Source organism: Spiroplasma endosymbiont of Ammophila pubescens (genome assembly GCF_964020965.1).
Lineage (GTDB): Bacteria > Bacillota_I > Bacilli_A > Mycoplasmatales > Mycoplasmataceae > Spiroplasma.
This window is the reverse complement of record NZ_OZ026611.1, coordinates 1,512,359-1,537,471: the sequence shown is the minus strand read 5'-3', so window position 1 is coordinate 1,537,471 and position 25,113 is coordinate 1,512,359. Positions and strand designations below refer to the sequence as shown.

Here is a 25,113-nt window from a genome sequence, read left to right as displayed (position 1 = left end):
AAACTAAATTTAATAAAACATATTAAGTTTTTTTGAATGGGGTAATCAGAAACAATGAAAAAAATTAGAGTATTAACGTTAGAAAAAAAAGGAATTTTAAAAAAATTCTTATATCAGAATGAAGAAGTTAAATTAGGTGATAAAATTGCTTTAATTGAAACTGAAAATGGTGAATCTATTATTACAGCCCCAATGGATGGAATTATTGTTAAGCCAATTAAAGAAGACACTAAAATTAAACCCAATGCTGTTATTGCTAATTTGCTAACAACTGAAAATGAAATTGAAAAGTATTATTTTAAACGTCTTGAAGATAACAAATTTACTCGTTTAAATAAAAAAGGGGTAAAATTTTCGACAACAAAAAATGGTCAATTTGGAACAAAATGAAATGATGTTGAAGAAGATGATTATTCAGGAATTAGTATTGGAAACGAAAATACTTTACATCCAACTTTTACGCCACCTTTATTGAATCAGCAACAAGTTTACAATAATGAAAACATTATTAATTCAAGAGCTGTATTAATTAATGAACAACAACCATATGATACTTCGATATTATCACAAAATTTTAACCAAAATGGTGGAACTCCCTTTTCTAAAGAGAATACTATTAATAATAGTTCTTATTTTTCAACAAATATTGAACAAAATAAATCTATTAATTTTCAGCAACAAAACAATTCATCATCACAAAAACAACTTTTTGAACAACCCACTAAAATAACACAAGAAGAACAGAAACGATGGGATGAAACAGCATTATCTTTTGGTCCTAAGAAAACACAAAGATTATCATTTAAAAATTTAAAAATTAATGATAATGATATTATTAATAATCGAGAAAAAATTCGTTCAATTGATACAATTAAAAACCCAATGAATAAAGAAATAAAAAGTGAGGCGAAGACAACAATGGTTAATATTCCTGATTTGAATAGTAATATGTTTCAAGATGGTAACTTTGAATCACAAACAAATAGTTTGAATCAACCGCCTTCTATTCCCAACCAAAATATTATAACGAATGCTATTCCAATTGGACAAACAAAATTAACAGAAGAAAATCAAGCAAAAGAATATGCAAAATATTTAGTTAATAAAACAAAGCATCAAGATGAAGCACCAATTAATGCAGCAGCATTTTTTGGTAGTCAAAATGAAAATACTAGTTTTCGTAATCTTGTAAATCAACGTCGTGAGCAATTACATAATAATAATGATTTTCATGAGTTATCATTAGAAAGTGATAATTCCAAAAATTCAATGGATTTTTTAGATGAAGATGGACGTCCTAAAATTTTACGTAATATTATCCAAGGAAGAATGAATGATTTAATTAAAAGAAATGTATCATCAGAAGTACAAACTGGATATAGTAGTTCTGCTTATAATTATAATAACAATGTTAATACTTTTAAAACAAATTACAAAAAATTATCTGATGAGGCTTATATTTCTGCTGATGGTTACACAATTGATCCAAATGAGTCAAATGAAGCGAAAGAAAAAAAACAAGGACATTTTTCTCCATTAAAATCTTATCGTGATCGTTTATATGAAAAATTAAATGATAATGGGCAACGAGAAAAAATTTTAAAAACAAGAAATCAACGAGATTTAATTAAGAAAAGAATGGAACAAATTGCAAAAGGAAATGTTGAAGTTGATTCTGTTTTAGGAGGAATTAGTAATTATCAGCGTCCTTCTTTTGAAGAAGTTGAATCACAATATAAAATATTAGATAATGAATATTATGATAATAATTCGCAGCAGAAAAAAACAAATGATGATATAGTTAAACCATCTTTATCATATGAAAAACAACAATCATATAAGCAACTAACTCAACTTGAAAACAGTGATGAAAGTAACTGTAGTTTAAAAGGTACAATTGATAATAATGTAATGATTGAATTGGCAATTTTAAAAGAACGCTTAGCTAATCAAGAACAAAATAATCGTCAAAATGAATTATTACGAGAAATTCAAAGTTTACGTCAAGTAAATAATAATAATAATAATAATAATAATAATAATACAGATGGAACAAACATTGAAAAAATGATGCAATATATGTTAATGCAACAAATGTTAAAAACAATGAATGACTCAGATCCTGTTTTAAAAGAGATGTTAAAAGAATTTAAATTTAATAATAAACAAGGACCTGAATTAAAAACTGAACATAATTGTGAAACACATAATTTACAAGTTAAAAAATTTAATTCCACAGAAACTACAATTCCTAATACTTATGGAAACTTGGTACAACCATTAAATAACAATTTAAATATTATTAATACTAATAGTCAAGTTGAACCACAGGGATTAGAAACAAGAGAAGAAATTAAATCAACAAGATATCCTGCGATTCAATCAATGATTATGTCTCAAGCACATGTACCACCATTAACAATTAATACTGAAATTGATATGTCAGCAATTATTGATCAACAACGAAAATTAAAAAATGCTAATGCTGAGCATGGTGTTCGATTTTCGACAATGAGTTTTTTAGTAAAAGCAGTTTCGTTAGCTTTAAGTGAATATCCAAAATTAAATTCATATTATGATTCAAAAACAAATCAAATTGTAATTAAAAATTCACAACACATTGGGTTAGCAACAGAAACTAGTGAGGGATTAGTTATTCCAGTTATTAAATTTGCTGAGCGAATGAGTTTAAAACAAATTGCAATTAACATTCAAGAAACAATTGAACGTTTACGTCAAGGTGAATTATATGATTATGAATTAAAAGGAAGTACTATTACTATTGCCAACTATGGAATGGTTGGAGCAGTTAATGCAACACCAACAATTTTTTATCCTAATTCAGCAGTAATTGGTGTTGGGCGTATTGTTCGTAAACCAATTGTCATAAAAGGGGATAAACTAGTAATTCGTTCAATAATGAATCTTGCTTTAACAATTGATCAACGAATTATTGATGCTGCAGAAGCAGGGATTTTCTTAACACGGTTAAAAGAAATTTTAGAATCACCAGAATTAATTACGTTGTCATAAAAAAATCTTATTAATTAAAAATTAATAAGATTTTTTAATTTTTTAAAATTTTATAACTATAGATTTTTCATTTAATAATTAAATTATCTAATTCAATTAGTACACTGTTGTTACGATCAATAATTATAGTAAAAATTAAGTCACCACGATAAATTAACCTAGATATAATATTAATTTTATTTTTTGTAGTATACCACACACATTTTGGAGATTGCAACAAAACAAGAAAAAATAATAAAAAATATAATTAAAATATAAAAACATCATTAAAAATGATACATATATAAATAAAAATTCTAAAATTAACATACTAAAAAATAGTTTAAATAAAACTTTATAAATTTAAAATTATTTAGTTAAATTAGTTAAAAATTCAAATGGTGTCTGAAAATTCAAAGATTTATGCACTCTTTCAAAATTATAAAAGTAATAATAATCATTTAATTTATTTTGTAAACCAGCTGCATCCAATATTTTTTCATCAAATACAAATAACTTAGTATAATTTTGATGAAATCTTTCAATTTTACCGTTTGACTGCGGAGAACGAACAGGTGTTGTTTGATGTAAAATATTTTTATCTGTTAAAAATTGAGTAAAAGTAGTTTCTTTAATAGTACTTTTTTGATTATTCCGATGACTATTAATAAATTCAGAACTGTTATCAGTTCTAATTCGTGTTATTTTAATACCAAATATTTTTTTAAAATCACTGATTACTCTTTTAACAGCATCAATAGCATTCTCTGTGCATAATTTATCATAAATATAACCGAATACTCCTCTCATTCTTTCATCAATAAAATCATAAACATAATACTTTTTATCAACTGGAAATTTACTTGGCATAAAATATTTAGCATCCATTTGTAATAATCCTAATTCTTTAACTTCATATCTTGGATGTTTTCTTTTAATTTCTTTAATTTTATTTTTTATTTTTAATCAACGCCTATCTTTTTTAAGTCAACGAAAAAATGTTTTTAAATTTTTTGGTGCTTTATTTTTTAATTCTTCACCATGAATTCCTTTTTTTAAATTATAAAACAATGATAAAACACCCCCAGCGTGTTTATCACAATATTCAAAATATAAATCACAAATATTTTCGCGAACATCATTACTATATTGATAATTAATATTATTAGGAACTGTTGATTTTAATAATAAATCTTCAAAATTATTATTTGCATATGCAAGTAAAATTTTATTTGCTCAGTAATAAAAAGTTGAAAATTTATTTTTAAAATATTTTTTAATCAAGTCTTTTAATAACAACTTAGTTTTAAAAAAAATTCCTTACATAAATTAATATATGCAAATATTTTTGTTTTTATTCTTTTATAGTATTTATTTTTATAATTTTTACTTAAAAAATCTTGCAATTTTGCTTGTAAATCACCTAAATTAGAGTTATTAATAATATATTTCATTAATTCACCTCATTTTTTAAAAATAATATAGTATAGTTATATCATTTAAAATAATTTTTATAAAACTTCAAACTTTTTTAAACAATCATAACTATAATAAGTAAGTATCGTTTCTAAAACATATTTAAAAATACTTGTATATATATAATGTCAATAGAATTTGATAAAAAAGGAGTAAAATATGAAAAAATGACTTAGTATTTTAGGAGCAATCGGATTAACAGCAACAAGTACAACATCATTAATTAGTTGATAAAAAACCAAATAACAATGAAAACGGGAATAATAAACCAGAACTTACACCAGAACCAAAAAAACCACAACAACCACCAAAAGATAGTAATTGAAAGTTAATTGATAAAAAATATTATAGTAATGAGATTAAAAATACCAATATATCATTTATTATTTATATTTTTAATCTCATTACTATAATATTTTTTATCAATTAACTTTTATTTTTGAAATTTTAAATTAACTGATTGTAAATCAGTTATATTTGCTTTTAATTTATTTAATACTGTCGCTAAATTGTATTTATTAGCAAACGAATAAATAAAATTCGTTAATTCTCTTAAAAATTGTTTTTTATCAACATCATAAAATTTATTAATGTTATACTGTTTAACATAACTATCTCAATTTTTATATAAATCCATAAATTTATCACTTGGTTTATCATAAGAAACACCAGTTGAATAACTATCCTTTAAAAAATCTAAGTACCATTTATCATTATAAGTTAGTGATCTTGATGTTTTTAAAGTAGGATTAATAAAATAATTGGTATCACTTCAATTTTCAAAAAAAGTACTGCGTAAAAACATCGTATTAATAAAATCAGTTTCATTAATGCCCGTTTCTACACTCCGCTTTGTTCTTGCTTTTTCTTCTGTTTGTTGTGATTGATGGTTTTGTTGTAATGTCATTGCCCCTAACGAGAAAAAAGAAATCAATAAAATTGGTATAAACGAAAATAATACTAAAAACTTACGCATTATTTTTTACCAACTTATTTTTATGATTTTCTTTTATTAATTTGATAATTTCATTAAATAAATAACCATAAAAATAATGAATTATTAAGATATATCACAATATATCAAATCATAAACCATAAATTATATAAAAATTTATACCAGCATATTTCTCTTTTAATTCTTCAATCGTTGAAACTGTATCTAAAATACATACAAGCGTTAACGAAAAACTTATAATAAGATATAAAATTAAATCAACCCAAGAAATAAATAAACCATTTTGTTTCTTTTCTTTTTTATTTTCTACATTACTTTTCATAAATTTAACTCCTAACTATAGAATGTTTTTGAAACAATAAACCCAATAATATATAAACTTGATATTGTTAACATTAACGGATGACTAAATAAAATCGCCATTTTATCAAAAATAGATAATAACCAAGTATCAGAATTATATAAATCCATAATAATATTTTTTGCTGATGTCAACTGATTAATAATAACTGTAATAAAACCAGTTCCAAGTATAGCGATTGCCGCTACCAATAAAACTAACTTAATCATATAAAATCAACCCCTTACTTATTTTTTTATTCTTTTAGTGCTATGAATTCTTTTAAATCCTTGTTCTCTTGTTTTTACTTGTCTTGCTAAACTTGATAACTGTTGTTTATTGCGACTAACTTTAAATTGTTTTCGTTCTTTAATATGTTTTTGTAAACCTTGTTTAGTACTAGAAACACTCCGAATAGTAGCACCGTATAGTTTAGAACTATTAATAACACCGCTTTTAACCGTTGAACCTAAATCGTTATAATTAATTGATGTTCCGTGAATAGCATAAATTGATAACTTAATAACCATAAAAAAGATTAAAAAATAAGCAATTGTTATATTTGTCATTGGTAATTTAGTATTTCAAATCACATCAAAAACAAATAAAAAATTATCAAAAATAAAACTAAAAATCTTATTTCAATTATCGTTATTAACGCTTTCACTTAATAAATTACTCATTTTTTATTTTTCCTTTTCCTTTTTTTGCTTTTAAATTTTCTTTCAAAATATCAATATCAAACAATTCTAAGCGTTGTTTATTGTTTAATTTTGATATATCTTTTCAAAAGTATTCTTTTTTATTAATAACTTCATCATTTTTTAAATCACGGACAAATGATAATCAATGACTATCATATTTATTAGCAAATTCAAGCGGAATAATTATCTTAAAAAACCGAATTCCTAATCCAACATCTGACTTATGTTTTGCTCTTTTACCTTCTGCTGTTCGTTCTACTGATTTTGTTTTTCAAATTTCATAATCAATAATATCTTGGAAAATACCAATTCGCATAACAAAACTACGATTAAAAATATTACCTAATTTTAACTTAACGGGTTTTTTCAATGAAATAGGAATAATAATACCACTTGTTAAATGACGAATATTATTTCACATCATACCTTCACGCTGTACAGTAAAAATCGATCTATTTTTAAAATGTCTTGCTAAAACAATTTACACACTTTTACCACCATGAACTTTTTTAACTTCGTGGGGACTAGTTCCATCAATATATAAAAAAACTCTCATCAAACAAAATTAAACTATCATCAGGTGGGACTAATTTAGTTCTATCAGTAAAATCTAAATTATTAAAAGTTAAAAGTTTTATTGCATCATCTTCAATTGGATAATTACTATAAATTTTATTCGTTAAAAGCTTCATAACTTGTGATAGAAAAGTTAAAAGCAATGTTTTACCAGTTCCTAATTTACCAATAATTACGGATAATGGATTATCTCAAATAAAGTAAACTAAACGAAAGACATTTAACTGATAAAAAACATTTTTTCAAATTCATCAAACAAAATATACACATTGTAAAACAAATAATAATCAAAATACTAAACCAGTAAAATTTAAAGAAATTATTCAAAGTAATAAATCAATTAAACTAAACAAAACCATTGAATCACTAATATAACAAAAATTTATTAGAAAAAATACAAACTTTTTCATTATTTAAAATACCCAACTATTTTAAAAATCATTCATAATAAGAACCAAGTTAAAAACAAAATTACAATTCAAACACCAATCATTAAAGTTAAATATTCATTTTGTGTTAAATTCCACATTGTAATACTTTCAACATTTGTTTTATTTATAAATAAAAAGACATGAATAAAAAACTCTTTTAATTTTTCTCAATCATTTTGCATCTTTAAAAACTTCACATTTTCTGAATAAGTTTAAAAAACATTCCAAAAAATAAAATGATAAATAACACAAACGATATAACATATAAAAATTCTGGGGCATTAGAACCAATTATATAACTAACAAATTGAACTCAATAATTATATAAACTCATTATCTAATTCTTTCAAATCGCGAATTAATTGTTCTACTTTTTCGTCATTTCAATTTATTAAATTATTGCTGTTATTTGTTTTTACTTTTTTAGGTTCATTTAAAAATAATGCTTTATGTATAAGCATAAAATAGTTATGTTTATATTGACTATACAAATCAATTATTTCTGTTCCAGTTAAAAATTTTCAATCGTGTTGTTTTAAATTTTCATCATATTTTACAATACGATAAGAATTATCATAAATTAAACCGATTGCTACTTGATTTGAATGTTTTTCACTAGGATAAATAAATTTATTACTCAATCAAAAACCAATATGGCGATTATGATTAGGTAAATTTATAAAACTTGCTTTATCTGTTTCAAAAGGAATAAGTTCCTTGTTAATAAAATAATTTTCTATATTTTGATTTTTCTTAACAAAACTAATCAATTTTTTAAATTCCTTTATAACAATTTAAACAATAAAATTCATCAAATCGTAATCTTTTCATATCATTAAAACAAATTTCACATTTATATTCAAAATAATTAATCATTACTTATCATCTCCTAACTAAATGTTTGTTTAATAAACAATGTTATATTTAATGTTTATATATTGTTTATTTATTGATAAAAACATTGATTATTAACAATGTTATACATAATGCTAATATATTGCTTATTTAATGTTTAATAAACAATGTTATTAACAATGTTAAATATATAAAATAGTAAAAATTGGCACACTGAAAAATACTATTAAGTTTTAAAGTAATAGTTATATAAAATAAATTAATAAAAAATAAATAAACTAGTGTGCCTTAATTTTGTTTAAAATAACTTAAAATATAGTGTTATATTCTATTAAAATCCTTTAACCATATGACGGAAAAAGTTTAATATCTTAATAATAATAAATAATCCAAATGGAATTAAAATAATTCACGCATAACCTAAAAAAATCATTAACTACGGTAAAATACCATATACAGCATCTTTTACTTTACCCATTGTATTACCTAACCCAGTTCAAATAGAATCCATTTCAGTCCCAAAAGTAACTGCATCTGCTAAAAAATTCATTATTTTCTATCCTCCTTTTTTTCAAGTTCTTTTTTTTTCTTTTTTCTTACCTTGAATTTGTCTAACTTTTTGATAAATTGATAAACCAATTCACGCAAAAATACCTAACAAAATCAAAATACTAAATATTCATGTTAATCATACTGGCATGATATAACTCCTTTCAATAAATTAAAAAATTGAAATTTGCAAATTCGCTCCGCTCGTTGTCGCTTTGATCCACTTAAAAAACATTATTGAATAAATTATCTGCTAATAAATTACGCGGAATAATTTATTCTTTTACTTTTTAATTTCAATATCTTTTGCTATCTTATTGACAGTATTAATAACAATATCTTTTCCATACTTTTTCACTAACGACCGCAAAATAAAATATTGCTTTGTTTGCATAATTCCAACTCCTTATTTAAAATATTAATAAAATTTATTTTTAAAACTGTAAATACCACAAAAGTACAAAATGTATGTGGTTTCTACAATTAATTTTATTTTTGTCTAAAAGTTCTCGTAAAAATACTTCATTTAATAGGCGTAATAAAATTCCAATTTTAATTTGTTCATTAATTTTTTCTAACTGAACAGAATTTAAAATAATACGCGTAATTATTGCATATCCATTTTTAATTCAATCTTTGGGTAAACTGTAAATTGAATTAAAATACCAAAGAACTAGAACAATAATATTTGTTATATTTTTTTCAATAATATTTTCTAAGATAGTTTTTCCTGCAATATGTCGTTTTTCATCATTATCGGTTTTGTAAATATTTTCACGACAATTCCCAATGACATATTCATATACATTATGGTTTGATTTTTTATCTTTATACTTTTTTAAGAAGTTAATAACATCTGTTTCAGTTTGAACGTAACTAGCAAAACAAAGAAATTTAACATTACGAATTATTAATTTTTTAGTTAAAATTTTATTTTTCTTAATTATATACATTTTGTTATTTTTTTTCTATTTTTACTCCCTTGGGTACTACATAGCTGTACCTAATATATTATATAATATAAAATTAATGATAAGATTTATTAACATAATAATCCTTTTTAAAGTAATATCTTATTTATTTTAATGTTATAAAAAATATGTTTTTAAGATGTAGGAATAATTCTATTTACATTTTTTTGTTTTAAGTTATAATAAATAAGGTTGTTTATATAATCAGATATGGCGGTTGTGGCGAAGAGGTTAACGCTCCGGATTGTGGCTCCGGCATTCGTGGGTTCAAGTCCCATCAGCCGCCCCATTTTTAACTACAAAAGTAGTTTTTTTATTTTTAAAAAGAAAAAATATCAAATCTAACATAATATCTCCCCTATTAAAATTATCAAACAAATAGGGGAGATTTTTACTTAACTATAAGGTCTTGTAAAAAGCAATATATAAATTTATAATTTCCAAAATAATTTATTTCCAATAAAAAAATTTCTAATTAGTTAAAGTCTGTCTATTTACTTAATAAATACAACTGATATAATGAAAATGTTGACGTATTTAAGATAGCATTTTATTTTAAAGTAATTAATATCAAAATAAAATTAAATATTATGGCAATTTAAATTTAATAATTTTACATAATTTTTTATTGTATTATTTTTAGTTGTTTTTTTGCTGTAATTTTAAAAAAGTAAATTATAGGAGGTAACATTATGGACTCGTTACAAGTTGGAGATAGTGTCTTAGTACATGCTTATAAACATAATGGTTCAGTTTACCGTAGTTGAGAATCAGCAGTTGTTTTATTACTAGAAGAAGAATATATTGTTTTAGTAAATGAAGATGTTACTGTTACAGAATTGAATGGTAGAAAATGAAAAACAAATGAACCAGCAATCTGGATTTTTAATCGGAAAAATTGAAGTAATATTATTTGTATGCTTAAAGATACCGGAATAAATTATTATTGTAATATTGCATCACCATTTATTATGGAGCAAAAAACAATTAAGTATATTGATTATGATTTAGACATTAAAGTTTTTGCCGATGGTAGTTATAAAATTTTAGATTTAAAAGAGTTTAATCGAAATCGCATTGCCTGAAAATATAGTCGTGATATTGTTAATACAATTTGAACAGAAATTGATAATTTAAAACATTTAATTAAAAATAAACTTTTTATTTTTAAACATAGTCGTGTAGAAACATTATGGAAACAATATTTAGTATTAAAATCCAAATTACTTAAATAATGTTTTATTGTTTATTCTCTAAATAATAGATATAATAAAAGTGTTTTAGAGAGGAGATTTCTAATGGGGCAGTATAATTTTAAAAAAAATTTTTTATGAGGTAGTGCTTTTTCTGGTCCGCAAACAGAAGGGACATCTTTGGAAGATGGGAAATCTGCATCAAATTGAGATCATTGATTTAAGTTAGAAAAATACCGTTTTTTTAATCAACAACCTTGTTTGAATGATTTTTACCATCGTTATCAAGAAGATATTAAAATTGCAAGGGAGTTAAATTTTAATTCATTACGAACATCAATTCAATGAACTAGATTAATTCCTGATGGAAAAACAGTTAATCCAAAAGGAATTGAATTTTACAATAATGTAATTAATGAAATGTTAAAAAATAATATTAAACCAATTATTAATTTATTTCATTTTGATATGCCATATTGAGCACAACAAAAAGGTGGTTGACTTTCACGAGAAGTCGTTGATGCTTTTGTTTTTTATGCAAAAACTTGTTTTGAATTATTTGGTGATCGAGTTGAAATGTTTACCACTTTTAATGAACCAATTGTTGTAATTGAAGGTAGTTATTGATATGATTGACATTTTCCAAATGAAGTTAATATGCAACATGGTATGCAAGCCCAATGGAATACTTTAATTGCTCATTTAAAAGCAATTAAAGTATTTCGACAATTAAAATTAAAAGGAGAAATTGGGTGCATTTTAAGCATTTCACCATCAATTCCTCGTAGTAAAAATAAAGCTGATTTAGAAGCAGCAAAATGACATGATTTGTTTACAATTAATTGTTTTTTAGATCCAATGGTTAAAAATGTTTATCCACAAGAATTAAAAGAAGTTGCTAAAAAATATAACTTTATGTGACAAATTGCTGATGGAGATGAAGAATTAATTCAAGATGAGAACTTAAAAATTGATTTCTTAGGAGTTAATTTTTATCAACCAGCTCGAGTAAAAGGCGTTGATTTTATTCCAGATTTTATTAATGGAGTAATTACACCACACTATTTTTACCAACCTTATGAAATGCCGGGGCGTCGTATTAATCCATACCGAGGATGAGAAATTTTTCCTAAGGCAATTTATATCACATTAATGAATTTAAAAGAACATTATAATAACATTCCAGTTTATATTTCAGAAAACGGAATGGGAGTTGAGAATGAAGAGCGTTTTTTAGAACATGGTATTATTAATGATCAATATCGCATTGATTTTACTAAAGAACATTTAGTTTGAGTTCATCAAGCAATTAAAGAAGGTTCTAATTGTTTTGGTTATCATTCTTGAGCTTATATTGACAATTGATCATGAATGAATGCGTATAAAAATCGTTATGGATTTGTTCAATTAGATTTAACTAATAACGGTAAAAGGGTTTTAAAAAAATCAGCTAATTTTATTGCTGAAACTGCTAAAACAGGTATATTTGAATATGAAACAGAAGTAATTTAAGGATTTAAAATGAAAATTATAGATTCAGAGCGTCTAATTGTTTTACGAAAAGAATATGATGATAATCATAGCAAATTTAATCAACAAGTGTATGTTTCACGGTATAGTGAAGCATCACGAATTTTAAAGTTAATTCGGGTAATTAAAGTTAAAAAACCATTAGGTGAAACTTTTCATATGTTATTAACAATGTTGGCGCATGATATGAATGCTAACCTAACATATGATGATTTAGAAAATGATGCTTTTTACCGAGCAGGAACAAAGGATAAGAAACGAGAAATGCATTTAGCTTGTTTTAATGAGAATGAGGAAGTAACACTAGAATGATTCACATCCGAAGCTTGGATTAGTAAAAATTTTCGTTTTCTTAGTAAAAAAAATGGACAAGAAACAAAGATTATTTATTTAGAAATTGTTAAAAGTTTAAAAGCAAAAACAGGTTATTTAGAACAAATTATGCGGAATAATTATCTTAAAGCTGAGGTTATTCGCTTTGATATGCAAATGTATGAGTTAAAACGAAATTTAGACTTATTATCACCAAAACAATTAACTAATTATGAGATTAAAATGAGTAAATATAAAGAACGATTGGCAACAATTCGGTTATTTTCTAAATAAAAAATTAAAAGAAGATATATTGTAATATATCTTCTTTTTTAATAAAATTCTATTACTAAATCATATTGTTGTGGTTTAGGTTTTTATTAATTAAAGAACTATTAATTTTAAAATATAGAACATTTAATCAGTATTAACCATTCCGCTTTTACTTACAAAAAATATTATTATTTTTAAATAATCAAAAGAAAGGAAAATAATGATGAAAAAAATTTTATATTTATTAACAATGCTAACATTTACAATCGAAATTGTGCAGGGAACTACTGCTATTACAAGTTCTGAAAAACAAAAGGCTCGGAAATTATTTAATATTATTGATAATAATGAGTTAACTGTTATTTTATATGAAAATGAAGAATTAACATTACAAAAAATTAAAAATAATCTTCATTTTTTTTATTTTTTAGATATTAGTAAAATTAATGTTGAAGAATGTGAAAATAAAAATATTAAAATTATTACTAATGATACAAGTGTTTATACTGATGAAGCAATTATGAGAGTTAATGTTTTTAGACCAACTAAGTTGAATAAGATAGTACCAAATAATGTTGATTTAGGAGTATTAAACTTTAACAATAGGGTTTCTAGTACAAAAGATTATATTATTATGATAAAAAATGTTTTGGCAATTCAATATCCGCAATTAAATCTTGATAAAATAGGAATTGCTTTATCACCTGATTTTAGTTCTGGATCACTTTTTTCATTATCAGAGATAGTTTATACTGAGATAATAAATTTTACTTTCAGTGTTAATAATTAAACAATGGTAAAAAATAATATTAGACAATAAAAGCAACAATAATAATTATTAAAACAGTTAAACTACAAATTGTACCCGAAATTAAGAGAATATGGTTTTTATAATATAAATAACGATGAAAACTTTTCTCAATAATACGAATTGTCATTCAAATAATAAAGAATATTGTAGCTGGAATAAAAGTAAAATAAATTATAAAAGATGATACCATATTATTTTTACCTTTCTCTTGGAAAATTATATCAGAAAAATAAAATAATTTTCTTATTTTTTAAATTACTTTAAAAAATATTGCTTTTTTAAAGGACATAATATATAATTGAGGTAAAGGTAATTTGATTAGAAAGGTGGTATGTTATAAAAAAAATTTTACTAGTATGTTCAGCTGGAATGAGTACTTCAATTTTAGTTAAAAAAATGAAAGAAGCAGCGGAAATAATGAATGTTGATGTTCATGTTGAAGCAAAAGCAATGGCTGAGGCACAATCTGTATTAGAAAATTATGATGTAATTTTACTTGGTCCACAAGTAAAATATATTGAAAATAATATTAAAAGTATGACAAAAAAGCCTGTTTCAGTTATTCCAGCGAATGTTTATGCGCTAGGAAAGGGAAAAGAAGCTCTTGAATTAGCTTTACAATTAATTGGGTAATTTTAGAAAGATAAGTATTATTTTTAGAAAGGAATTTTCAAGATAATGGAAAAGAGTAATGATAAATTTAATTCAGAAAAGAGTAAAAAAACCAAGAGTATGGATTTTAAAAGTTGATGAAATAATAAGGCATTGCCAACAATGTCTAAATTAGGAAATCAACGTCATTTATCAGCAATTCGTGATGCATTTGGAACAATGATTCCATTAATTATTGCAGGAGGAATTGGTTTATTAATTGATGCAATTATCTTCGGAGGAGCTGGTTCAGGAAAAGTATCATTATTAGGACTTTTTGCCAGGGCAGCCGGATATAGTTGGGATTCAATAGGAGGTTTATTTGCTGATACATCAACTAGTTGAGGAAAAGCCTCATCAATTGGAGAATTAGCTTTTGGGCAAATTCAAATTGCAACAATTGGAGCAATGTCATTGTATTTTGCATTTTTATTAGGTTATTTCTTAGCCTTATCAAGAAATTATAAATCACCGGTTATTGCTGGTTTAGCATCATTTGCCGGATTCATTATTGCAAATATGGGACAAGTTTCCTTCTTTATGGATTCGAAGGGGTTATTTACCGTTTTAATTATTGGGATAACAACAACTGAACTATTTGTTTGGTTTGGAAATATGAAAAAATTAGAAATTCAATTACCTGCTGGTGTACCACCAGCGGTGGGAAAATCATTTGCAGTATTTTTACCAATGGTTTTCACATTAAGTATTATTGGTGTTTTTAATATTTTATTTTTAGCACCAGCAATTGCATTACCAAATATTGGTTTTGAAGTTGAACAATGAAATACTCTTGTTTCATCAGGAAACTTATGAGATCCAACATTAGGTGCAAATGTAACACTTAATAGTTTTGCAGATTTCTTATCTTCTACTTATGGTATTGAAATTTTTGCTAAACTTCCTAATGGTAGTTGAGACTTAGCAACAAAAGGAGCTGGATGGGCTTTGATTTTTGGTCAAGCTGATTTAAAAGCAGTTGAAACTGCAATTAGTAATTTTGGACTTGGAGATCAAAGTGCAATGGAAGCGTGATTTGCAAGTTTTGATCCAAGAAATGCTGATGGTTTAATGACCCAAACAGGCTGAAATTCGTTAGGTCAATTTATTTTGGCCAAAGGTGGTAATTTTGGTGGAACTATTTTAGGAAATAAAGGAATTGAATATTTATCAACAAATATGTTTTTTTCAACTAATGCTGCTGGTGAAGTATTTTTAACAGTTTCTTTACATTATGTAACAGTTCCAATTTCATCTAATGCATTTGGATTTGGGGCAGCAATTTACCGATTCTTTACTTCATCATTTATTGGTTTTGCCACAGGGAATGGTGGTTTAGGATTAGCAGTTCTTTATGTATTCTTTATTTCATTCTTCTGATTCTTTGGAGTTCATGGTTCAAACATTATGGCGGCTATTTTTGAACCAATTTGATGAATGATTATTGGAGTTAATACAGCATTAATTTCGGCGGGATTATCAGCAAGAACAAATTTAAATGATCAAGTTGGAATCTTTGGAAAACCATTCTTTGATATTTATATGAATATTGGAGGATCAGGAGCTACATTAGGATTATTAATTATGGTCTTAATTTTATCTCGTCGTCGTGAATTAAAAGAAGTTTCAAAATATGCACTACCTGCAGGATGTTTTAATATTAATGAACCAGTTATTTTTGGATTTCCATTAGTATTAAATCCAACTTATCTTGTGCCATTTATTTTATCACCAATGACTGCAATGTTAATTGGTTGAGTGGCAACAGGACCTTTACATATTGTTAATGTTGTCTATGTAACGGTTCCTTGAACAACACCTTGATTTTTAGGAGCACTTTTAGCAACTGTTGACCCAATGGCAATTCTGATTGCACTAATTTGTTTTGCTGTTTCAACAGCAATTTGGATTCCATTTATTTTATTAGATAATTATACTTATTATCGTAAATTGAAAAAAACAGATACTGTTGCATATGAAGAAGAAATGAAATATTTGCATGATAAAGAATATCGTAATCAGATTAAAGCAGAAGCAAAAGCTGAAAAACAAAAAGCAAAAGAAGAATTAAAAAAAGCTCGGGAAGCAAAAAAAGCAGCACAACATGCTGCTAAAAAATAAAAAATGCGCCTACTACTAAGTAATTAGTGGTTGGTGCTTTTCAATTTTTAATAAATTATTTTAAGCAAAAATAGTTACAGCTAAAATTAAGAGAATTAAAAAAATGCTTAAACAAATACTATATGATAAAATTAAAGCAATTTTATGTCATGCTGAATAGCGTTGTAATACTTTTGTTTTAAATCGAACAATTGTTCAAACAATAAATGGGATAATAAAGAAAATTACTGCTATTAGAATAATAATCTGTTGATTTGTCATTTCAATCACCCTTCTTAATTTTAACGAAATATAATAGAGAAAACAATAATAAAAATCAGAAAGAGGAAAATTATGATTAAAAAGAAATTTATTTTTGCTGCATCAACATGTGCATTTCAAATTGAAGGAGGTCGTAGTTTAGGTGGACGAACAGAATCAATTTGAGATGAGTTTACAAAACGTAATTTTTCAATTCCGCCATTAGGAAAGGCAGAAAGGGAAATTAATTCAATTGAAGTTGCAGCTGATTTTTATAGTAAGTATAAGACTGATACTCGAATCATGAAACGAATGGGTTTACAAGGATTAGTTTATAATATGGATTGAACTCGAATTTTTTCTAAAAATAGTACTGATTTTAATCCAGAAGGGATTAAATTTTATGATGATGTTTTTAAAACATTAGTTGAAAATGGAATTAAACCAATTCCAATTTTATATCATTGAGATACACCAATGTGGGCAGAAATTCAAGGTGGATTTGAGAATCGTAATGTAATTGAATGATTCCGAAACTATGTACGCATTGTGTTTCAATATTTAGGGAAATATAGTAATTTATGATTTGTTAATGACGAGAATTCTACTTTTACATTAGATGCTTATTTAAATGATTATTTACCACCAGCAAAAAATAATAAAACAGCTTTTGCTAAAGCAATTCATCATTTAAACCTTAGTGCAGCAATTACAAAACAAGAATTTGATTTAGCTAAGCAAAAAGGTTATCTTGCTAATGATACAATGTTAGGAATTGACCATGATTGAGCGCCACCATATCAATTCCGAGAAGGTGATGAAGCAGCAGTTGAAAAGTATAACCAATGATTTAAAAATTTCTTTTTGGATCCAAATTTAAAAGGAACTTATCCAGATATTTTTTTCCAATGATTAGAAGATGAAAACATTGATTTTATAATTAGTAATGAAGATTTAAACTTATTAAAAAAACATCAATTGGATTTAATTGGTTGAAATTATTATCGTCCATGTTATATTACTAGGGATAATTATGTTGATAATTTAAAAGAATTGCACCAAAAAAGTCATACTTTTTTTATATCGGGTTTTAAACAAGTATTTCCAAAAGATATTAAATATACAAAATGAAATTGAATTATTGACCCAAAGATGTTAGCAATTGGAGCTGAAATATTATGAAAAGAGTATCAAAAGCCAGTAATGATTATTGAAAATGGAATGGGTGATTTTGATAATAAAGCAGTACCATTAATTTTAGATCAAGATCGGATTCGCTATTTAAGTTTACATTTAGCAGAAGTATTTAAAGCACTTGAGCGTGGAGTTAATTTAATTGGTTATTCATTATGAACTTATTGTGATATTTTTTCTCCAAGTGGAGGATATCGGAAAGATTATGGCTTGGTTTCTGTTGATTTTAATAGTAAAATTAAAACGCGAACACCAAAATTATCTTATGTTTGATATAAACGAGTAATTGCGACAAATGGTAAAAATCTTGCATATGATGATATTGATGTTTTAACGAATTTATTAAAGACGGAATTAACAACATGAGACTTTTGATATAAATAAGGAGGCTGACATGAAAATTGTATTAATTGGTGCAGGACGAATTACAAAATGATTTTTAGATGATTTACAAAATACAAAATGTAAAGATCAAATTACTTTATTTGGAATTTATAATTTAACTTATGAAAAAGCTTTGCAATATAAAGATATTTACCAAATTCACAAAGTTTACCAGTCATTAGATGAGTTAATTCAAGATGCTACAAATTTTGATTTAGTATATATTGGTACAAGTGATGCAACGCATTATGAAATTTCTAAACAATTATTGTCCCATAAAATAAATGTTTTTTGTGAAAAACCATTAACATTATCATATCAAACTGCACAAGAGTTATATGATTTAGCAACAACAAATAATGTTTTATTATTTGATGGTATTAAAACTGGATTTTCACCAGCTTATCAAATGATGAAAGCAGATTTGAAATCTGGTTTAATTGGAATAATTGAATATTTGAATGCTAGTCATGCGAAAGTTTCAACAAGTGGTAAAAAACCAGAACCAAAATCAAATGATAAAAATTTTGTTGGACTACATTTAGCTGGTGGAATGTATGCTTTATTTATTGGACTTGATTTATTAGGACCAGCTCAATTAGTAACACATTTAAATAATGCTTATTCAACACATAATGCAATTTCTACTTCTATTTTAAATATTCGTCATAAAAATCATGGGATTTTAACAATTATTGCTAGTGATAGTTTATCTAGTGAATTATCAGCACAAATTTTAGGGACAAAAGGTTACATTAAATTAGGTGGTAATTTGCAAAAATACAATGTTGATTATCAGAAATATTCTTGTCATATGGCATATACTTATCAAGTTTATGATTTACAAGGTAATTTAATTAAAACTATTGATGAACCATTTACAACCGCTGGTGAAGGACTACGGTTTGAAATTGAACATGTGTATGATTTATGAAAAAATAAAAAAAAATGAGTCAAATGTTGTTCCAAAAGTAATTTAATTAGAAATTATTAAAATTTTAGAATTAACAAATAATACTAATGATCATTAAATTATTGAGTTATAGAGAGGAAAAAAATAATGAATGTTTTAGCAATTGACTTAGGAGGAACTAGCTCTAAATGTGCTGTTTTTTCAGAAAAAAAAGTTATTCGTTGTGAATTTAAAGTTAAAACAAATAAAGCAGTAATTTTACAAACCATAAAAGAAGAAATTGATCAGCAATTAAAACAACATCAAATTGATTGAGCAACAATTAGTCAAATTGGTTTTGCAATTCCTGGTTTCTTAGATGAAAAAAATGGGATTGTTGTTTTAGCTGGTAATTTAAATTGATGTAATTTTAATATTAAAGAAGAAGCTGAGAAAATTTTTCAAAAACCAGTTAATATTATTAATGACGCTAATGCAGCTGCATTAGCAGAATATTGAGATCGGATTTATGATAAAAAAGAATCATTAGTTTTATATACATTAGGAACTGGAATTGGTGGTGGAATTGTTTTAAATGGCCAGTTGTGAACAGGCGCAAATGGTTTTGCTGGCGAACTTGGTCATGGCGGTTCTTTTCAAACATTATTTGCTTGTACTTGTGGATTAGAAAATTGTATTGAACCAGTTTCTTCAGCTACAGGTTTGACAAAATTAATTAACCAAGCTGCTGATAAAAATCCGGGTAGTTTATTACACCAGTTAAAAGAAAAAGAACAACATGCTTTAAAATTAGTTGATATTAAACCCTTATTTGATCAAAATGATGAATTAACAATTGCAACAATTACTATAGGATTGATTCCCTTAGCGTATCACATTGTAACAATGTTATATATTTTGAACCCAGAAGTCATTATTTTAGCTGGGGGTGTTACTAATTTAGGAGTAAAATTAAAAAATATATTAGAAGAATTAGTAAAAGCACGAATTGGTGATTTTATGTTAAAAACTTTCACTCTTGAGATTTCAAATTTACAAGATAAGGCAGGAATGTATGGGGCAGGGTATTATGCGCTTTCTAAAATGGATAAAACAAAATAAGAAATGGAGAACATAAAAATGAAAAAAATAAATTTTGAAGAAGTATCGTTTGGTATTATTACTTATGCTGGTATGGCAAAATCAAATGCCTTAATTGCAATTAAGTCTGCAAAAGAAGGAAAAACTGCAGATGCTAATAATTTGATTATAGAAGCAGAGCAAAATATTATTGAAGCAGAAAAACAACATATGACTATTATTCAAGAAGAGGCACAAGGGATAAAACATCAAATTCCCGTGTTATTTATACATGCCGAAGATCAAATGATGACAGCACAAATTGTTATTGAATTATCAAAAGAATTTATTGAATTATATGATAAATTACTTGCAAAAAAAGTTTTGGATTAATTGTTATGCGCCTTGGTGTTAGCTTATATCCACATTTGATTGCAGAAAACTATGATTTAGAAACATATTTAACAAAATGTGCAAAAGCTCAAATTAAGGTTATTTTTACTACCTTAATTAATGTTAAAAAAAGTGATCAAAAGTTATTTAATCGTTTTTTACAATTAACAAAAACAGCTAATAAATTAGGAATTGATGTTTATGGTGATGTCAATGGTGCTGTTTATGAAGAATTTGAATTAGATAAAAATAATCGTGAACAAGTTATGAATTTTTTTATCACTGAATTAGGGTTAAAAGGAATTCGTTTTGATGAAGGAATTAGTGGCGAAGATGTTACAAAATTAACACATAATAAAGAAGATATTAAAATCATTTTAAATGCATCAAATCCTGCCCAAGAATTAGAATATTTATTATCATTAAATGCAAATAAAAATAATTTGATTGGATGTTGGAATTTTTATCCACAACGTTATACTGCTAGTTCATTAATGTATTTTATTGAAAAAAAATTTATTTATAAAATGTTAGGAATTCCATTACAAGTTTTTGTAGCTTTACAACGGAATGATGCACAAGGACCTTGGCAATATAATGATAAATTACCAAGCATTGAAATGTATCGTGATTTAACATTAGATTTTCAAATTCGTCATTTTGTGGCCTTAGGTGTAGACGATATTATTGTATCAACGCAGTTTTTAAATGATGAAGAATTTGCAACTTTACAAAACATTAATTTACATTTAATTACATTAAGTTTAAAAACAGATAGGGGAGTGTCTCCTACTGAAAAAGCGATACTTCTTGACCAAACAATTCATTTTGTTCGCCCAGATTTAGCGGAGTACATGATTCGTAGTACATTTGCTCGGATTAAATATCAAGATTGTGATTTGCCTGTCCGTCCCTTCAGTGGTAAATATTTTGAAAAAGGTGATGTTGTTATTTTAAATAATAAGGCACAAAATTATAAAGGTGAAGTTCAAATTATTACAAAACGGATGATAAACGATGGTATTCGTAACCTTGTTGGTCAATTAGACGAAAATGAACAAAAAATTGTTGATTGTTTATTACCAAATCAAGAATTTAGATTTAATTTAAGTTAAAAAAGTTGTAGTTAAAACCTATGACTTTTTTATTTTGAGGGATATAATTAAAAAATAAAAAATAATATTGCAATATTAAATAAATAGTTATTAATTTATTAACTCTTATTATTTTAAAGAAAGGAGTTATTAAGTTATGAAAAAAATATTAAGTTTATTAGGAGCAATAATAATGTTTAATAATGGTGCTTCTCTTGTTACAGCTAATAAGGTACAAGAGCCTTGACAAAATAATAATAGCCAGCAAAAAGATAAAACTTACTTAATTGAATCTGAAGTGTAAAGTTAATTTAACAGCGTTAGGAATTAATAATTTAAATGAGTTAAAAACATTTTCTGTCGTTTGTTTGTCTGACTTTGAAATAACAGTTAATGATAATAAGATTGATAATCCAAATTATTTTGCACTATTTATTCCTACAAGTGATTTAAAAGTATTTACGAATGAATTTGATTGGGTAATGTTAGATAATAAAAATGATTTTAGAACAACTATTAATAAGGAATGATATTCAGGTTATTTTTATATGAAGGGAGTTGTTTGAATGGATATCAACACTGCAATTTTATACTTAAAATTATTTTATAGTTTTGAGATTACAGAAGAATCACCTTCATCTTCTAATTACATTAATCTAATGATAAAATCAGGTTCAACATTATAAGTGATAAGAAAATAATGAAAGATTAAAAAAGAAATAAGTTTGAAAGTTCAATTTATTTCTTTTTATTTAATTATTTTTAAAAATGTAAGTAATTCCAAATTAAATCTTGGTATTATCTTTATAATTATGTTAAAATCTAATAAATTAAGGAGGAAAAGTAATTAATGTCATTTACTGTAATAAAACATCCGTTAATTTTGGATAAATTAACAAGAATGCGCAAAAAGGAGAGTAATTCAAAGGTCTTTAAAGAAAATTTAGATGAAATTGCGCAATTAATGGCGTATGAAATATTTCGAAATATTGAATTAAATGAATTTGAAATTGAAACACCAGTAGCAAAAACAAAGGGATATAAAATTGCAAATGATATTGTTTTATTTCCAATTTTAAGAGCAGGCTTGGGGATGGTCGATGGAATTATTAATTTGGTCCCAAACGCTAAAATTGGACATATTGGATTATACCGAGATGAAAAAACCTTAGAACCACATGAATATTTTGCCAAAAAACCAGAAAATATTAATAAAGCAAATGTTTTAGTTTTAGATCCAATGTTAGCGACAGGGGGCAGTGCTAATGTGGCAATTCAAAAAGTTAAAGAATGAGGAGCAAATAATATTAAATTAGTATGTTTGGTAGCTGCACCTGAAGGAAAAAAATGTATTGAAGAGTATCATCCAGATGTTGATATTTATGTTGCTGCATTAGACCAACGTTTAGATGAACATGGTTATATTATTCCTGGTCTAGGTGATGCTGGAGACCGTATTTTTGGAACTAAATAAAAAAAATAAATTAAATTGAAAAAACTATTTTAAAGGTGTAGAATATAAACTGTCAATAATAAGTTTAATAATGTTTTTGGGAATACTAATAGTATTGACGATGATATATTTGACATTAAAACGAGATTGAACTTTATACACAGGATTAGTTTTGGGGTATTTGTTTTCTCTTATAGGTTTCTTAATCATTTGTTTTTCTGGATGATTGTTAAGTATAAGTTTAAATAAGTACTTTTTTATCTTATTGTACCTAGTTCGCTTAGTGATTTATGCTATACCTATAGTTATTTATGCTGAGAATACTAGTTTTTTTAGTATCTACACAATAATTGTTGGAATTAGTTTATGTCCATTTTCATCATTATTTGCAAATGTTAAATTTCCCATTCATCAACGCAGAAAGGAAAAGAAAAATGGCAATGAATAGTAACTTTGGTCAATTTCTTGCAATGGATTTAATCCCTGATCCAAATAAAAGTGGAATGGATGCATGAAGTTATACAATTTTATTACCGCAATTAGTAACGATAGTTATTACTACCTTTATTATTATGCTTTTATCAATAGGTTATTATAAACGCTTAAAAAAACTTGGTCCAACCGATATTCCAACTGGTTTAGTACTTTTTGCTGAAATTACAATTAAGTGAGTTGAAAAACAAGTTGTTGATTTGATGGGATCAAAATATAAATTTTTAACAGTTTATGTTATATACTTATTATTGTATATTGGGATTGGAAATTTAATGAGTGTTGTTGGGTTTGAATCACTTGCAACATCTTATACTGTCCCATTATCAATGGGATTGATTACCTTTTTTGGAATATATTATTTTGGGATTAAATATCAAAAACTACTATATTTTAAAAAGTTTTTTGTCAATCCATTAGAATTATTAACCCAATTTGTTCCTTTGATCTCAATTTCATTTCGTTTATTTGGAAACATTTTGGGAGGAACAGTTATTATTATCTTGTTCACAGCTTTAATGAGCTTTATTTGAGGACAGATTCCTTATATTGGGCCTGTTGATTTATTAGCTGGTGTATTTTTACCTTTTTTAAGTATTTATTTTGATGTTTTTGATGGTTTAATTCAAGCATATATTTTTGCAATTTTAACAATTGCCTATTGGGCAATGGAAATGAAAACAGAAACCAAAGATAAAAACGAAAAGATAATTAAGTTAAAAAAAGAACAAAAAATTAAAAATGTTAATTTAAATGGCTAAAAAAGGATTAAAATAAAATTATATATTTGTTAAGGAAGAGGAAAATTATAATATGATAAATTTTATGACAATAGATTTGCTATCGAATATGATGACAATATGATTTATGGCTGGAATTAATGATGGTTTTACAAAGGGAATGTCATTATTGGGTGCAGGATTAGCTGCCATTGGTTGTTGTGGTTCAGGAATTGGACAAGGGTATACTGGTGGAAAAGCTGTTGAAGCAATTGCTCGAAACCCAGAAGTTGAAAGTAAAGTTAGAACACAATATATTATTGCTGCTGCGATTACTGAATCAGGGTCAATTTATGCATTAGTTATTGCGATTATTTTAGCATTTGTTACTGGTTAATGAAAAGTAAAAAGT

The 25,113-nt window shown here is 25.5% G+C and carries 29 protein-coding genes, 1 tRNA gene and 2 pseudogenes; 19 read left to right on the top strand and 13 right to left on the bottom strand.

Going from position 1 to position 25,113, the window contains the following annotated elements; genetic code table 4:
- The first annotated feature begins 54 nt into the window (after positions 1–54).
- Positions 55–3,033: a 2-oxo acid dehydrogenase subunit E2 gene (locus tag ABNT63_RS10070; RefSeq protein ID WP_348735633.1), complete on the top strand. Its 2,979-nt coding sequence runs from the start codon at positions 55–57 to the stop codon at positions 3,031–3,033.
- Between the two features lie 348 nt (positions 3,034–3,381).
- Here the strand turns inward: ABNT63_RS10070 and ABNT63_RS10065 are convergent, their stop codons facing one another.
- The 11 genes and pseudogenes from ABNT63_RS10065 to ABNT63_RS10015 form a co-directional block, all read right to left on the bottom strand.
- Positions 3,382–4,311, bottom strand: a complete 930-nt coding sequence (locus tag ABNT63_RS10065) for a DDE-type integrase/transposase/recombinase (RefSeq protein ID WP_348735632.1) — start codon at positions 4,309–4,311, stop codon at positions 3,382–3,384.
- A complete protein-coding gene (locus ABNT63_RS10060; RefSeq protein ID WP_348735631.1) occupies positions 4,302–4,466 on the bottom strand; it encodes a hypothetical protein in 165 nt (54 codons plus the stop codon). Before ABNT63_RS10060 ends, ABNT63_RS10065 begins: the two co-directional genes overlap by 10 nt.
- 383 nt (positions 4,467–4,849) lie before the next feature.
- A pseudogene (locus tag ABNT63_RS10055) lies at positions 4,850–5,464 on the bottom strand (spiroplasma phage ORF1-like family protein); the annotation flags it as partial.
- Positions 5,457–5,765: a hypothetical protein gene (locus tag ABNT63_RS10050; RefSeq protein WP_348735630.1), complete on the bottom strand. Its 309-nt coding sequence runs from the start codon at positions 5,763–5,765 to the stop codon at positions 5,457–5,459. The gene ABNT63_RS10050 and the pseudogene ABNT63_RS10055, both read right to left, overlap by 8 nt.
- An 11-nt stretch (positions 5,766–5,776) precedes the next feature.
- The gene (locus ABNT63_RS10045) at positions 5,777–6,013 is read right to left on the bottom strand and encodes a hypothetical protein (RefSeq protein WP_348735629.1); all 237 of its coding nucleotides are present in this window, start codon (positions 6,011–6,013) and stop codon (positions 5,777–5,779) included.
- A gap of 18 nt (positions 6,014–6,031) precedes the next feature.
- Positions 6,032–6,466 carry a hypothetical protein gene (locus ABNT63_RS10040; RefSeq protein ID WP_348735628.1) on the bottom strand — a complete coding sequence of 145 codons (435 nt, stop codon included), beginning with the start codon at positions 6,464–6,466 and terminating at the stop codon, positions 6,032–6,034.
- A pseudogene (locus ABNT63_RS10035) lies at positions 6,459–7,473 on the bottom strand (hypothetical protein). The gene ABNT63_RS10040 and the pseudogene ABNT63_RS10035 overlap by 8 nt, the downstream one beginning before the upstream one ends.
- Positions 7,473–7,676 carry a DUF2649 family protein gene (locus tag ABNT63_RS10030; protein ID WP_348735627.1) on the bottom strand — a complete coding sequence of 68 codons (204 nt, stop codon included), beginning with the start codon at positions 7,674–7,676 and terminating at the stop codon, positions 7,473–7,475. The pseudogene ABNT63_RS10035 and the gene ABNT63_RS10030 overlap by 1 nt, the downstream one beginning before the upstream one ends.
- A gap of 138 nt (positions 7,677–7,814) precedes the next feature.
- On the bottom strand, positions 7,815–8,264 hold the full coding sequence (locus ABNT63_RS10025; RefSeq protein ID WP_348735626.1) for a DUF3627 domain-containing protein: 450 nt from the start codon (positions 8,262–8,264) through the stop codon (positions 7,815–7,817).
- Positions 8,265–8,905: 641 nt separating this feature from the next.
- Complete coding sequence (locus ABNT63_RS10020) at positions 8,906–9,049, bottom strand: hypothetical protein (RefSeq protein ID WP_348735625.1); 144 nt, start codon at positions 9,047–9,049, stop codon at positions 8,906–8,908.
- 283 nt (positions 9,050–9,332) lie between these two features.
- A complete protein-coding gene (locus ABNT63_RS10015) occupies positions 9,333–9,851 on the bottom strand; it encodes a YigZ family protein (protein ID WP_348735624.1) in 519 nt (172 codons plus the stop codon).
- Positions 9,852–10,082: 231 nt separating this feature from the next.
- Here ABNT63_RS10015 and ABNT63_RS10010 point away from each other — a divergent pair.
- The 5 genes from ABNT63_RS10010 (at position 10,083) to ABNT63_RS09990 (ending at position 13,967) form a co-directional block, all read left to right on the top strand.
- Positions 10,083–10,158 (top strand) — tRNA-His (locus tag ABNT63_RS10010).
- A gap of 403 nt (positions 10,159–10,561) precedes the next feature.
- Positions 10,562–11,104: a DUF402 domain-containing protein gene (locus ABNT63_RS10005; RefSeq protein WP_348735623.1), complete on the top strand. Its 543-nt coding sequence runs from the start codon at positions 10,562–10,564 to the stop codon at positions 11,102–11,104.
- A gap of 63 nt (positions 11,105–11,167) precedes the next feature.
- Positions 11,168–12,574: a glycoside hydrolase family 1 protein gene (locus tag ABNT63_RS10000; protein WP_348735622.1), complete on the top strand. Its 1,407-nt coding sequence runs from the start codon at positions 11,168–11,170 to the stop codon at positions 12,572–12,574.
- Between the two features lie 9 nt (positions 12,575–12,583).
- Positions 12,584–13,198: a hypothetical protein gene (locus tag ABNT63_RS09995; protein ID WP_348735621.1), complete on the top strand. Its 615-nt coding sequence runs from the start codon at positions 12,584–12,586 to the stop codon at positions 13,196–13,198.
- A gap of 202 nt (positions 13,199–13,400) precedes the next feature.
- Positions 13,401–13,967 (top strand): hypothetical protein, encoded by a 567-nt coding sequence (locus ABNT63_RS09990; RefSeq protein ID WP_348735620.1) that lies wholly within the window; start codon positions 13,401–13,403, stop codon positions 13,965–13,967.
- Between the two features lie 19 nt (positions 13,968–13,986).
- Here the strand turns inward: ABNT63_RS09990 and ABNT63_RS09985 are convergent, their stop codons facing one another.
- Positions 13,987–14,178 (bottom strand): hypothetical protein, encoded by a 192-nt coding sequence (locus ABNT63_RS09985; protein ID WP_348735619.1) that lies wholly within the window; start codon positions 14,176–14,178, stop codon positions 13,987–13,989.
- 179 nt (positions 14,179–14,357) lie between these two features.
- On the opposite strand from ABNT63_RS09985, the gene ABNT63_RS09980 reads away from it, so the two are divergent.
- Both ABNT63_RS09980 and ABNT63_RS09975 read left to right on the top strand, forming a co-directional pair.
- A complete protein-coding gene (locus ABNT63_RS09980) occupies positions 14,358–14,621 on the top strand; it encodes a PTS sugar transporter subunit IIB (protein ID WP_431607829.1) in 264 nt (87 codons plus the stop codon).
- Positions 14,622–14,666: 45 nt separating this feature from the next.
- Positions 14,667–16,760 (top strand): PTS sugar transporter subunit IIC, encoded by a 2,094-nt coding sequence (locus tag ABNT63_RS09975; RefSeq protein ID WP_348735618.1) that lies wholly within the window; start codon positions 14,667–14,669, stop codon positions 16,758–16,760.
- Between the two features lie 60 nt (positions 16,761–16,820).
- Here ABNT63_RS09975 and ABNT63_RS09970 read toward each other — a convergent pair whose 3' ends face one another.
- Positions 16,821–17,021 carry a hypothetical protein gene (locus ABNT63_RS09970; protein ID WP_348735617.1) on the bottom strand — a complete coding sequence of 67 codons (201 nt, stop codon included), beginning with the start codon at positions 17,019–17,021 and terminating at the stop codon, positions 16,821–16,823.
- 72 nt (positions 17,022–17,093) lie between these two features.
- Between ABNT63_RS09970 and ABNT63_RS09965 the strand changes: the two genes are divergently transcribed.
- From ABNT63_RS09965 to atpE, 11 genes are all read left to right on the top strand, one after another.
- Entirely contained in the window at positions 17,094–18,578 is a 1,485-nt protein-coding gene (locus ABNT63_RS09965) for a glycoside hydrolase family 1 protein (RefSeq protein WP_348735616.1), read from the top strand.
- 10 nt (positions 18,579–18,588) lie between these two features.
- Positions 18,589–19,572: a Gfo/Idh/MocA family protein gene (locus ABNT63_RS09960; protein ID WP_348735615.1), complete on the top strand. Its 984-nt coding sequence runs from the start codon at positions 18,589–18,591 to the stop codon at positions 19,570–19,572.
- A gap of 66 nt (positions 19,573–19,638) precedes the next feature.
- Positions 19,639–20,592 (top strand): ROK family protein, encoded by a 954-nt coding sequence (locus ABNT63_RS09955; RefSeq protein WP_348735614.1) that lies wholly within the window; start codon positions 19,639–19,641, stop codon positions 20,590–20,592.
- Between the two features lie 18 nt (positions 20,593–20,610).
- Positions 20,611–20,943, top strand: coding sequence for a PTS lactose/cellobiose transporter subunit IIA (locus tag ABNT63_RS09950; RefSeq protein ID WP_348735613.1), 333 nt, complete (start codon positions 20,611–20,613; stop codon positions 20,941–20,943).
- Positions 20,944–20,948: 5 nt separating this feature from the next.
- Complete coding sequence (locus ABNT63_RS09945; protein ID WP_348735612.1) at positions 20,949–22,058, top strand: MupG family TIM beta-alpha barrel fold protein; 1,110 nt, start codon at positions 20,949–20,951, stop codon at positions 22,056–22,058.
- Between the two features lie 136 nt (positions 22,059–22,194).
- On the top strand, positions 22,195–22,341 hold the full coding sequence (locus tag ABNT63_RS09940) for a hypothetical protein (RefSeq protein ID WP_348735611.1): 147 nt from the start codon (positions 22,195–22,197) through the stop codon (positions 22,339–22,341).
- The gene (locus ABNT63_RS09935) at positions 22,325–22,723 is read left to right on the top strand and encodes a hypothetical protein (RefSeq protein WP_348735610.1); all 399 of its coding nucleotides are present in this window, start codon (positions 22,325–22,327) and stop codon (positions 22,721–22,723) included. The genes ABNT63_RS09940 and ABNT63_RS09935 overlap by 17 nt, the downstream gene beginning before the upstream one ends.
- Positions 22,724–22,887: 164 nt before the next feature.
- Entirely contained in the window at positions 22,888–23,511 is a 624-nt protein-coding gene (upp, locus tag ABNT63_RS09930; protein ID WP_348735609.1) for a uracil phosphoribosyltransferase, read from the top strand.
- The gene (locus tag ABNT63_RS11430; RefSeq protein ID WP_431607841.1) at positions 23,480–23,938 is read left to right on the top strand and encodes an MG406 family protein; all 459 of its coding nucleotides are present in this window, start codon (positions 23,480–23,482) and stop codon (positions 23,936–23,938) included. The genes upp and ABNT63_RS11430 overlap by 32 nt, the downstream gene beginning before the upstream one ends.
- Entirely contained in the window at positions 23,925–24,743 is an 819-nt protein-coding gene (locus ABNT63_RS09925) for a F0F1 ATP synthase subunit A (protein ID WP_348735608.1), read from the top strand. Before ABNT63_RS11430 ends, ABNT63_RS09925 begins: the two co-directional genes overlap by 14 nt.
- A gap of 52 nt (positions 24,744–24,795) precedes the next feature.
- Complete coding sequence (atpE, locus tag ABNT63_RS09920; protein ID WP_004028354.1) at positions 24,796–25,098, top strand: ATP synthase F0 subunit C; 303 nt, start codon at positions 24,796–24,798, stop codon at positions 25,096–25,098.
- Positions 25,099–25,113 lie beyond the last annotated feature (15 nt).